6 protein-coding genes are annotated in these 11837 nt (G+C 67.9%); 4 read left to right on the forward strand and 2 right to left on the reverse strand.

All coding sequences use genetic code 11. The features are described 5' to 3' along the window. Positions 1 to 72 precede the first annotated feature (72 nt). The 4 genes from ACFYXH_RS22935 to ACFYXH_RS22950 all read left to right on the forward strand — a co-directional run bounded on the left by ACFYXH_RS22935 (position 73) and on the right by ACFYXH_RS22950 (position 8716). The gene (locus ACFYXH_RS22935; RefSeq protein ID WP_389565910.1) at positions 73 to 1503 is read left to right on the forward strand and encodes a dihydrolipoyl dehydrogenase family protein; all 1431 of its coding nucleotides are present in this window, start codon (positions 73 to 75) and stop codon (positions 1501 to 1503) included. 399 nt (positions 1504 to 1902) lie between these two features. Beyond that, positions 1903 to 2466, forward strand: coding sequence for a TIR domain-containing protein (locus ACFYXH_RS22940; RefSeq protein ID WP_389565913.1), 564 nt, complete (start codon positions 1903 to 1905; stop codon positions 2464 to 2466). After that, positions 2466 to 8258 carry a tetratricopeptide repeat protein gene (locus ACFYXH_RS22945; RefSeq protein ID WP_389566769.1) on the forward strand — a complete coding sequence of 1931 codons (5793 nt, stop codon included), beginning with the start codon at positions 2466 to 2468 and terminating at the stop codon, positions 8256 to 8258. The genes ACFYXH_RS22940 and ACFYXH_RS22945 overlap by 1 nt, the downstream gene beginning before the upstream one ends. Before the next feature lie 107 nt (positions 8259 to 8365). After that, positions 8366 to 8716 carry a VOC family protein gene (locus tag ACFYXH_RS22950; protein WP_389565915.1) on the forward strand — a complete coding sequence of 117 codons (351 nt, stop codon included), beginning with the start codon at positions 8366 to 8368 and terminating at the stop codon, positions 8714 to 8716. 246 nt (positions 8717 to 8962) lie between these two features. Here the strand turns inward: ACFYXH_RS22950 and ACFYXH_RS22955 are convergent, their stop codons facing one another. Together ACFYXH_RS22955 and ACFYXH_RS22960 are read right to left on the reverse strand one after the other, a co-directional pair. Continuing rightward, positions 8963 to 10465, reverse strand: a complete 1503-nt coding sequence (locus ACFYXH_RS22955) for a hypothetical protein (protein WP_389565917.1) — start codon at positions 10463 to 10465, stop codon at positions 8963 to 8965. Between the two features lie 282 nt (positions 10466 to 10747). Beyond that, positions 10748 to 11707 (reverse strand): (2Fe-2S)-binding protein, encoded by a 960-nt coding sequence (locus ACFYXH_RS22960; RefSeq protein WP_389566772.1) that lies wholly within the window; start codon positions 11705 to 11707, stop codon positions 10748 to 10750. Between the last annotated feature and the right edge of the window lie 130 nt (positions 11708 to 11837).

Here is an 11837-nt window from a genome sequence, read left to right on the forward strand (position 1 = left end):
CGGTGCCCGGGGCCGTGCTATTCCTCCCCTGCCCATGTGGCCAGGACGCACACCCGGCACCAGACTGGCTCTATGACGGAACCTGTGGAGTACGACGTTGTGGTGGTGGGCGGCGGCCCTGCCGGGGAAAACGTTGCCGACCGGGTCAGAGCGGCAGGACTGAGTGCCGCGGTCGTGGAGAGCGAGCTGGTCGGCGGCGAGTGCTCGTACTGGGCGTGTATGCCCAGCAAGGCGCTGCTGCGCCCGGTGATCACCCGCGCCGACGCGCGCAGGGTCCCGGGCGTACGCCACTCCGTACAGGGACCGCTCGATACCGAAGCCGTCCTCACCCACCGTGACGAGGAGGCCTCCCACTGGAAGGACGACGGCCAGGTCGGCTGGATGGACTCGATCGGCGCCCGCCTCTACCGCGGACAGGGCCGGCTGCACGGACCGAAACAGGTCGTCGTGGACGGCCCCGAGGGCGAGCGCCATGTGCTGACCGCCCGGCATGCCGTCGCCGTGGCCACCGGCAGCCGCGCCGTCCTGCCCGACATCCCCGGCCTGGCCGGCGCCAAGGCCTGGACCAGCCGCGAGGCCACCAGCGCCCAGCGAGTGCCGCGGCGGCTCGCGGTCGTCGGCGGGGGAGTGGTCGGAGTGGAGATGGCCACCGCCTGGCAGGCACTCGGCTCGCAGATCACCATGCTCGTGCGCGGCGGGGGCCTGCTGCCCCGGATGGAACCGTTCGTCGGCGAGCATGTGGCCGACGCGCTGACCGAGGCCGGCGCCCAGATCCGTACGCACACCTCCGTCGCCTCCGTGGAACGCTCCGACTACTCCGGCCCCGTCACGCTCGTCCTCGACGGCGGCGAACGGATCGAGGCCGACGAGGTGCTCTTCGCGACCGGCCGCTCTCCGCGCACCGAGGACCTCGGCCTGGAGACGGTGGACCTGGAACCGGGCTCCTGGCTTCCCGTGGACGACAGCTGCCGCGTCGACGGCAGCAACTGGCTGTACGCGGTCGGCGATGTGAACCGCCGGGCGCTCCTCACCCACCAGGGCAAGTACCAGGCCCGTATCGCGGGAGCCGCCATCGCGGCCAGGGCCCGGCAGGTTCCGCTGCTGGAGACCGACCGATGGGGAGCGCACGCCGCGACCGCCGACCGTGCGGCGGTCCCGCAGGTGGTCTTCACGGACCCGGAGGCCGCGGCCGTCGGCCTCTCGCACGCCGAGGCCGAGGCGGCCGGCCACCGGGTACGCGCCGTCGACTACGACATCGCATCGGTCGCCGGGGCGGGCCTGTACGGCGACGGCTACCGCGGCCACGCCCGGATGGTCGTCGACCTGGACCGCGAGATCCTGCTCGGCGTCACCTTCGTGGGTCCGGGCGTCGGCGAGCTGCTGCACTCGGCGACGGTGGCGGTCGCGGGCGAGGTACCGATCGACCGGCTGTGGCACGCCGTGCCCGCGTACCCGACGATCAGCGAGGTATGGCTGCGGCTGTTGGAGACGTACCGCGGCTGAGCAGCACCGTACGGGGAGTGGGCGCTCCAGCTGCGCACCATGAGAACGGCTCTTGCTCCCCGGAACCGGGGTTGGCTGGAAAGAAGTACGCGGACGACTCGGCCCCGGCAGCGCGAAGGTGTTCAGGGAAACCGCCCAGGCACTTCCTCGATATTGCCCGAAACGGTCCTGGCTATACGGATTCCGGCTTACGTGGACGGTGACGTTCCGGGACGAGATCGAGGGGGGCCGCGTCAGCGTCGCAATGGTGGTAGCACATCAGAGCGAGAGTGAACAGACTTCTCTGAAGCCGTAGTTGACTTGTCGTCAACCCGATACACTCCCCTTCATCCGGCCTGTCGACGACCTGAGCAGCCGGTTTCGCAGCTGAACGGGGCAGGGGTGGACTACAGTTTCGACGTGTTCGTGAGCTACAGCAGAAGCGCGGGACACGTCAAAGAGTGGGTGTGGAACCACTTTTACCCCAACCTCAAGAAGTGCCTGGAAGATCAGCTCGGAGACACAAGAATCTTCATCGACAAACAGATGAACGAGAAGGTCGGCCTGCCCTGGCCCGAAATGCTTGCCGATTCTCTCGGTAAGAGTCGCCTCCTGGTCCCCGTACTCTCGCCTCCATATTTCCAGTCCGAATGGTGCGTGGCGGAGTGGGGCACGATGGAGAAGAGGGAGGAGCAAGTCGGCGCACCAGGGTTGATCTACCCCGTCGTCTTCGCGGACGGAAAGAGATTTCCGGAGAACGTGAGGAACCGACAGCTGTACAGAAGGTTCAAGAAATACAACAACCCGTACCCCAGCTATAAAGACACCCAGTCCTACGACGATTTCTACCGCGAGGTCGGGCGACTGGCTCAGCGAATCTCCAACCGCCTCAACGATGTACCTCCATGGTGTGACGACTGGCCGGTACTGAGACCCCCGGCCGGAAAGCCCCGCGCTGCCCAAATGCCACGACTTGGAGCGTGATGGAGCCCGGACAGATCGTCACCTTCTACTCCTACAAAGGCGGAGTCGGCCGCAGCTTCGCGCTGGCCAACACCGCCGTCATGCTTGCGCAGTGGGGCTATCGGGTGCTGTGCATCGACTGGGATCTGGAGGCTCCGGGCCTCACCTACTTCTTCAAGGACCACATGGACCCGCCCATGGCGGGGTTGCTGGAAATGGTCGAGGAGGTTCGTGCATCACCCCACCGGCCGCCAGGTGCCCTGAAGAACCGCACCGCAGTCAATCTGCCCAAAGGTGTCCGGCTGGACCTGATCGCCGCGGGCAGAACCGACAGAACGTACGTCTCCCGCCTTCAAGAGATCAACTGGGAGCGGCTCTACTCCGAGTGCGACTTCGGCGCCGTCCTGGAGAGTTGGCGAGAAGAATGGATGGACAACTATGACGTTGTCCTCGTCGACAGTCGCACCGGCATCACCGACGCGGGTGGCATTTGCACCGCACAAGTACCCGACATCCTGGTCCTCGCCTTCACGGCAAATCAGCAGAACATCGACGGAGTCCTGGACATCGCCGATCGAGCCATGAAAGCGAGGGACGACCTCCCTTACGACCGTCCGCGTCTGATGACAGTTCCCCTGCTCAGCAGATTCGACGCCCAACCCGAGTATGAGCAGGGCGAATCCTGGCGCCGGATCCTGGCCAAGCGCTTTAAGCAACGGCTGCGCGACTGGGCTCCTAAGGCGAGCAGCAGCGGCGAGTTGCTGCAGCGTCTGACCATTCCCTACTTCCCGATCTGGTCCTTCGGCGAGGCCCTGCCGGTCATCGCCGAAAGTCACCGGAACCCTGAACAGGTCAGTTACAGCATCGCCACTCTTGCCGCGCTGCTCGCGCGCCGCCTCGCCGACGTGCGCCTACTGCTGGAGAACCGCGACTCGTACGTCGACACCGCGGTCCAGGCGGCCAGGCGCTCCTACGCAACGGATGTCTTCCTGAGCCATGGCCGGGCAACCGCGGATCTGGCCCGACAGATCATTCCCCTGCTGCACGAGAGGCAGGTGAGTACCTATCCGGCGAGCGCCGATGAGGTTACCCACTTCCCCGTTGACCGACGCGAGATCATCGACTCCTGCCGCCATTTCGTCCTGCTGGCCGACGAGTTCGGAGATGCCGGACAGGAGCAGGACCTGCAGTACTTTCTCCGGCATTCGGTCAATTCCGTGACGCAACGGCTCACTCTGCCCGTTGTGACGTCCTCCAACGCTCTGCGCGTGCTGCCACCCGTCGTACGGAACGTTCAGTGCTTCAATCTCGCGCGGGACACCCTTTCGAACGCGGCCGATGCCATCGCCACCCAGATCGCCGATGAATCAGGTGAGTTCGAGTTCGGTGCCGGCCGTCCCCAGATGGCCTCGCGGTTCGACGTGGTCATCTCATACGCCCACACGGACCGACTGTGGGCGAGGACGCTCGCGGAGAATCTGCATCGACTGGGCCTCGATGTGTGGCTGGATTCCTGGGAGCTGCTGAGCGGACAGCGGGTGGCCTCGCGTTTGCGGGACGGCCTCGCGAGGGCCGACGCCCTCGTGGCCGTGGTAAGTCCGGAGTGGTTGGCCTCCGAGCAGTCCGGCGAGGAATTCGCGGCGGCCATCGCGGCCACGGCGGCGGGGCGGCAGCGGCTGATCCCGGTACTGCTGGGAGAGGTGGATCTGCCGCCGTTCATCGCGTCGCGGCAGTATGTGGACTTTCGTACGGTGGCTTCGCCCATGCAGTACGAGGACCTTGTCCGACAGTTGGTACAGGTCGTACGCGGCCGCCCCTCGCTGCCCCACTCGGCTCGCGCGGGTGAGCTTGTGGTGCCGGCGGACATCGTGGCCGGCGGCATGACCGGTCCGGTGCACGCGATACTGCGCGTGAGTGCGGAGTCGGTGGTGTTCTCCACTGCTGGATCCGAGACGTCGTTCACACCACGCGGTGTGGACCACGAGATGGAACAGCTGATGTGGACACTGTGGCGCGAACGAACGCGGGTGGCCGGCGGACTGATCACTCGAGATGCACGGCCGGCGGGACGACCGATGTCGTTCGGAGGAGTGTCCGAGACCCTGACCGCCATCGGTACGGCGCTGGGCGAGCGCTTCGCGGGAGGTGAGGTCGCGGCCGCCCTGGGCCATGAGATCCAAGCAGCGCGAGCGCGCCATGCTGCGCTGCGCCTGGGAATCCAGGTGGACGAACCGCAGTGGGCGGATCTGCCGTGGGAGACGCTGGTCGTCCCCGGTACGGATCGGCCGTTGGCGCTGTCCGAGCAGGTCGAGTTGTACCACACAGTCCGGCGAGAGACCGCTCCGGCGACAGCACACCTCCCCGGTCCGCTGCGGATCCTGGCTGTCGTTGCCAGTCCCCACACCGACCGGAATGAACTGCTTGACTACGAACGGGAGTTGGCTCAGATCCTGAACGCCGTCGACCCGGCCCGGTCCGGGCACGGGGCGTACGTACGCGTGCTGAACTGGGGCACCCTGGCCGAGATCCACGCCGCTCTCGAGCAGGAGCGCTTCCACATCCTCCATCTGTCCTGTCACGCCCAGCCAGGTGCGCTGCTGCTGGAGAACGACGAGGGCGGGCTGGAGGAGGTGGACGCGCAGCGATTCCTGGACGTGGCACTGCCGACCGGGCGGGGCGTTCCACTCATGATGCTGGCAGGCTGCTCCACCGCCCGCGCACCCGGACCGCTCGCCGTGGACATCACTCGCCGCGGTGCCGGCGATGATGTCCGCACAGTGTCGGAGCAGCCGCGCGCCGGCCTTGCGCGGGAGCTGATGAGGCGGGGGGTGCCGACGGTACTGGCCATGACCGACGTGGTCACCGACCAGTACGCCACCGAGCTGGCCGCTCGCGTGTACGAGGAGCTGGCACGGGCCGAACGCCCGGACCCACTGGCTGCCTTGTCCCGAGCGCGCCGCCTGCTGGAGACCGAGCGGGAGCGACTGGCGAGCGAAGACCCACGTGCGGCCTGGCCCGAATGGCCCACCCCGGCCCTCTTTGTCGCTGGACCGCCCTTGCCCTTGTTCGAGCGCGGGCACGGCGGCGACGAAGAGAGAGTCGTACGGGAACCCGTGCTGGAGGAGGGCATGGTGATGCGCAAGGTCGGCGAATTCGTCGGCCGTCGCGCCGAACTGCGGTTGCTGCTGGCCGCGTTACGTGAACCAGGCAAGGCCGGCGTACTGATCCATGGCATCGGCGGGGTCGGCAAGTCGACGCTGGCTGCCGAGCTGTTGCATCACCTGGGCTCCCGGGCCGGTCTCGTCGTGCCGGTCTCGGCGGCCACGACCCGTACCGTCGATGCCCTGCTGGAGGCTGTGCGGCAACGCCTGGCCATGCACTGCCTGGCGGAAGTGCTGCCCGAGAGCGACCCCTTGCGCCAAGTCGTGGGTGCCCTCACGGATGCCTCTCCGCCGTGGCAGCAGCGGTGGGAGATGATCCGCCAGCTTGTACTTCCACGACTGCCGCTCCTGCTCGTTCTCGACAACGCCGAAGATCTCCTTGACCGTTCCGACGCCGGCTGGTGGTTGTCCGACCCGGAGCTGGCAGGTCTCCTGTCGGCCTGGACGACGGCAAGCCCTCGCACGCGACTGCTGATCACCAGCCGCCACCCCTTCGATCTGCCCCAACGAGCGCTCAAGCGGATGGTGGTGCATCATCTGGGCCCGCTCTCGCTCGCCGAGACCCGGAAGCTGATCTGGCGGCTGCCCGGTCTGGACGCCCTCGAGCCAACCGACCAGCAGCGTGCCTACGCCGACGTCGGCGGGCATCCGCGAGCGCTGGAGTACCTCGACGCGCTGCTGCGCGGCGGCCAGGCCCGCTTCCCCGACATAGCCGACCGATTGGAGACCGCCCTCGAACAGCGGGGCATCCAGGCCCCGGAACGGTGGCTGGCCGGTGTGAAGGGGGACTTGGACACGGCGCTGGCCGAGACGGTCACACTTGCCGTGGACGACACTCTTCTCGACACCTTGCTGGGCCAGCTGGACAGGGCGCCCACGGCACGGCGGCTGCTGGAGGGCTTGGCCGTCTACCGCATGCCGGTCGACCGCACCGGGGCGGCCTGGCAACTGTCGGACCTCACGGCTCCGCCCCGGCCCGACCCCGCCCTGATGCAGCGCCTCTCGACCGTGCAGGCGCAGATCGATGATGTCCGCACCTCCCGGCTCGCAGCAGGGGACGACTACGGCCTGTCGTCCGAGACGATCGCCCGGTACCGGCGGGACTTGGAGGAGGTGCGCAGGGCGCCCGCCGTACTGGACGGCGAAGCCGAGCGCGCCCTGCGCCTGCTACTGGAGCTGGGACTGGTTTCTCCGGCCCCCGCAGCCCAGGACGAACCCGGCAACAGCCGGGCGAACGGATTCCTGGTGCATCGTTGGACAGCAGAGGCCCTCCAGCAGTGCACCCACCACGACACCCTCACAGCTGCTCACCGCCGCGCCGCTGCCTATTGGCGATGGCGGGCCTATGTATGGCCGCAGGACAGCACCGCTGACATCATCCAGCTCATCGAAGCCCGCCATCACCATCACCAGGCCGCCGACCTTGATGAGGCAGACGGTGTTACTCAGTACGTGTGTGGTCAGCTGCACACCTGGGGTGCCTGGGACTGGGAGCGACGGCTGTTCGAGGAGAGTCTCACCTGGTATCCGACCGGCTCCCCGGTCGCCGCCGCCTACATGCACCAGCTCGGTGTGATCGCGGAGATGCGAGGAGAATACCGGGAGGCCGAACAGCACTATCGCACCGCCCTGGCCACCGCCGAAGAACTCGGCAACCGCGCGAGTATCGCCACCACCTACCACCAACTCGGCACTCTCGCGCAACTGCGGGGGGAGTACGACGAGGCCGAACAGCACTACCGCACCGCCCTGGCCATCGCAGAGGACCTCGGCAACCGCGCGAGTATCGCGGGCGGCCACCATCAGCTCGGCATGATCGCGCAACTGCGGGGGGAGTACGACGAGGCCGAACAGCACTACCGCACCGCCCTGGCCATCGCAGAGGACCTCGGCAACCGCGCAGGTATCGCGACTACCTACCATCAACTCGGCTGGATCGCACAGGACCGAGGTGACTACGAGGCAGCCGAACAGCACTACCGCGCCTCGCTGGCCATCAAGGAAGAGCTGGGCAACCGCGTTGGCATCGCCACCGGCTACCACCAGCTCGGCATGATTGCCCAACTACGGGGAGAATACCGGGAGGCCGAACAGCATTACCGCACCGCCCTGGCCATCGCAGAAGACCTCGGTGACCGCGCCGGAATCGCCGCCAGCACCAGCCAACTCGGGGCGATCGCAGAGTTGCGGGGGGACCACTCGCAAGCAGAAAAACATTACCGCACCGCCCTGGTCATCGCCGAGGAACTCGGCGACCGCCCCGGTGTCGGGCGTGCTCACCACCAACTCGGTGTACTCGCACAGGACCGAGGTGACTACGACCGGTCCGGAGAGCACTACCGCACCGCCTTGTCCATCGCCGAGGAACTCGGTGACCGCGCCGGAATCGCCGCCGGCATCAGCCAACTCGGCGCCCTGCACACGGAACAACAGCACCCCGAGCAAGGCATTACATACAACTTGCAAGCACTCGCCCTGCGCTTGGAGCTCGGTGCGTCACCCCGGACAGACCTTTACTGGCTCGGCCGGCAGAGGGCCCTCCTGGGAGACGAGCTGTTCCGAAGTGCCCTTCGTCAGCAAATGTCCGAGCCGGATGCGAACACCTTGTTCAGCCTCACTCAGACGGTCGACACCGAGCACCTCCGAAGCTGAACAGGCGCCCCCTCCAGTGCTGTTGGTCGCGTCGCGAGCGATCAGGCGTGTCCGCCACACGGGAGATCACCGGAGACCAACAGATGTCGAACAAGTAGGAGATACCGATGTCCGTGCGCCGTGTTGTGCCCGACATTCGAACCAAGGCCATGGAGGAGAGCCGGGACTTCTACGGCCTCATCGGTCTTGAGGAGGTCATGAACCACGGCTGGGTCATGACGCTCGCCTCTCCGTCCAACCCCACCGCCCAGCTCACCCTCGCCACCCACGACGAGACCGCGCCGGTCGCGGCCGATATGAGCATCGAGGTGGACGAAGTCGACGCGGTTTACGCGGCGATGGTGGAGCGGGGCGCGGAGATCGTGCACTCATTGCGGGACGAGGAGTGGGGCGTGCGCCGGTTCTTCGTACGCGATCCCAACGGCCGGGTCGTCAACGTCGTCAGCCACCGGCACTGAGCTTGTTCTCTATCTACGGGTCGCTTGAAGCGCGGCGATGGTGACTTCGCTTTTGACGGTTTTGCCGACGTCGTAGCGGGGTTCGTCGTGGTCACGTGCACCTTGGTCGGAGCACCTGATCAGACGAAGGCGCCCCCGCATCCGGCGAACTCCCAGGTGGGCGACTCAGTGCGAGACGCCGTTCGAGGCCGTCGAGGCCGGAGGTTGAAAAACAAGTCAAGAGCCTGTGTCTGAACCCGGCGGGCCTCACTCACCCAGGTCGAAGCGGACGATCGTGGCCCTGTTCCCGGCCTCCTGGGGCCAGGTCGCGACCAGCCGCTCCAGCAGCTCCCGGTGGGCGTCGATCAGGTGCTCGAAGGTGAGGCCGATCGCCGCCTCCACCTGGATGGGCAGCTCCGGGGAGCGGGTGGCGCGTACCAGAACGGCGGTGGCCTGCGGCGCGGTGGGCAGGTCGAAGAGCGCGATGACCGCCTCCGAACGCTCGTCCACGTCCAACGACCCGTCGTGGATGAACTCCTCCAGCGCGGCGATGACCCGGTCGTCCGGTGCCTCCCAGCGCGTGAGGCAGCTCTTTGCCGTCTGTACGGCACGCTCGCGAGCCGCCTTCGCGCCGCCCCTCCTTCGCAGTGCGGCCGCGAGCGCCTCCACATCCTCTGGCCCGGCGAGCTCCTCCATCAGGTGCAGCGCGCTCGCATGGTTCGCCCCGGCCTCAGGGTGCCCCAGCACGTCCCGGGCGACGGCAAGCACCTCGGGCGCCCACTCCCGCGCGTCCAGCCCGAAACGGGTGAGTCCGTCGTCCTGGTGGAAGTGATCGAGCGCGATCCCCACGGCCACCGGCTGTCCGCTGTGGAGCATCGTGCGGTACGCGCTCCGGTGCGCGGCCTCGTCGGTCGGGGAACGCAGCTCGCGGTGCGCCGCGCGCAGCTCCTCGGTCTCCGGCTCGTGCCCTTCCCAGTACAGGCTGTGCGGCCCGTCGGCGAGGGCCTGCCGAGCCAAATCCCCCCACCAGGACCGTTCGTCGTCCGGCCAGGTCTCGATGAGGCCCTCCAGCAGCTCCCGATGGGCGTAGAAGCGCCCGCCCACTGTCAGCGCCCAGGCGGCCTCCTGCTGAATCTTCCATTCGTCCTCACCGGTCGCGCGGACCAGGAGGGCGGTCACCTCGGCGCCCGGCGCCTCGCGTAGCGCGCCCAGCGCTGCCAGCCGGTCCTCGCAGTCCGACGACCGGTCGAACACCAGCCCACCGACCAGCTCGACCAGCCGCGGATCGGGCACCGCCGAGCTCTCCAGCACGACGCCGGCCACCACCAGCGCGTTGTCGTGCAGGTTTATATCCGGCGTCCGTTCCAGGAACCGCTCCAGGATTCCGACGATCGCGTCCGCGTCCTGGGGGCCCGCGGCGTTCTTCAGCCCGAGCAGCGCGCTCGCGTGGTTGGCGCCCTCGAATGTGTACTCGTCCTCGGGCCTGGGCGGCTGCCGCAGCAACTCCCGGGCGACGGACACGACTTCGTCCGTGTGCGCGTCGAACGGGCTCTCCTCCCCGAACCGGCTCGTGGCACCCGCCCGGTCGTAAAAGTCCAGCGCGGTCCCCCTGGCGACCGTGTCGTTGCTGCGCAGCAGCACCAGGAACGCCTGCTCGAACTCCTCCGGGGTCGTCGCGGTGCCCGTCGCATCGTAGGCGGCCGTCAGTTCCGGGTCGTCGAACTCGCAGTTCCAGTACCAGGATTCGAACTCCTGCAGGAAAGTCGTCATGAACACCACAGGAGTAGAACACCCCGACCGGCGCGCACGCCACCTATTCATAGACGCCTCGGCGCGCCCGGGCACTCCGCCTCACCGGCGCCGTCCTTCACCGTCGCCAGCCGCTTGCGCAGCCACCGTTCCGTGCGCCACTGCCTGGCACGACACGCCCCGGAGCGCAACCGGGCATCAGGCCGGCTCCCGGCTTCCGCCGTTCACCGCAGGCCCGACAGTTCCGTTCCCCGGTCCGTCCGGTGCCCTCGGACACCAGGCCACGATAGGCCCCCAGGCTACTCAGGACCGGGGATCAGAAACAGAAACAGGTACAGACACTGCACCGGCACCGCCACCCGCATGCACACCGGCACTGTCACCGGCAAGGGGGGGTGTGTCGCCCTCAAGCCGGCGCAGCCGCTCGGAGTCGCAGGTTCGCGGGCAGGTGCCGCACGCCTCGGCAGGGCGGATCGCGTAGTAGAGACAGCAGCCGAGACGGGTCCGGGTGAGATACGACTGCCCTTCCCGGCCTGTCAGCCGCCGGAAGTCGGCGCCGCCGGGGAACGGTGGCACGGGTCCCGGAAGCAGCTCGCCGGCTGCCCGCACGGCATGCTCCTCCTGGTCCAGCATGCGGCCGAGGTACCAGATGCCGGAGACCAGGTCGTCGCCGACCATGCCCCACAGCGCCCGCGCCCCGCGCCGCACCTGCGGGCCGATCGCGGCGAGCAGCGGCCGTACGTGGTCGGCGACGGCAGCGCGCAACTCCGCCCGCAGCGCCTCCTCATGTACCCGCACCCGGGCCCCGGGGAGACCGGCCGCCGGATCGTCGGGGAGGCAGGCGAAGCCGCCGGGGACGATGCCGAACGCTCCGGTGGTGAGACTGATCCGGACGTCGCGCGGGCGGATCCGCGGCACGCGTCGCTCCAGAAACCAGGGGCCGCTCATCAACAGGCAGACGGACCAGAGGTAGTCGTGCAGGGCCCGGGATGCGGCGACGTCCCGCCGAACCGGGTGCGCGTGACGTTCCTGGATACGCCAAGCCTCGGCGTCGAGGAAAGCGTCGAGGAATTCCGGACGCTCCGCCAGTTCGGTGCCGTCGGCCCATCCTTGGGCGGCCTGCGAACCGGGGGCCACGACGTCCACCCTCAACGACTCGCAGAGGGTGGTGAGCCGTTGATAGGTCGAGGCGAGCACGGCGGAGCAGCTCACGGTGGGTCCGGCCGGGGGAAACGCCGGGTTCAGGGGAAACGCCGGAGCCAGGGTCACGGGTACTCCTCAACACCGAGATCGAGGACAGGGGAGATCACACGGGAGGCCACAGAGTGATAAGGCAAGGCTCACCTTAACCCTACTGATGGGTTTGACTGTGAACCGGGGCCGCGTGGCGGCG

The organism is Streptomyces sp. NPDC002730 (assembly GCF_042888805.1).
Classification (GTDB): domain Bacteria; phylum Actinomycetota; class Actinomycetes; order Streptomycetales; family Streptomycetaceae; genus Streptomyces.

Bases quoted from the DNA above. Each gene is read 5' to 3' on its own strand.
- ACFYXH_RS22950 (WP_389565915.1), top strand. From the start codon at position 8,366: ATGTCCGTGCGCCGTGTTGTGCCCGACATTCGAACCAAGGCCATGGAG.
- ACFYXH_RS22945 (WP_389566769.1), top strand. From the start codon at position 2,466: ATGGAGCCCGGACAGATCGTCACCTTCTACTCCTACAAAGGCGGAGTC.
- ACFYXH_RS22935 (WP_389565910.1), top strand. From the start codon at position 73: ATGACGGAACCTGTGGAGTACGACGTTGTGGTGGTGGGCGGCGGCCCT.
- ACFYXH_RS22955 (WP_389565917.1), bottom strand. From the start codon at position 10,465: ATGACGACTTTCCTGCAGGAGTTCGAATCCTGGTACTGGAACTGCGAG.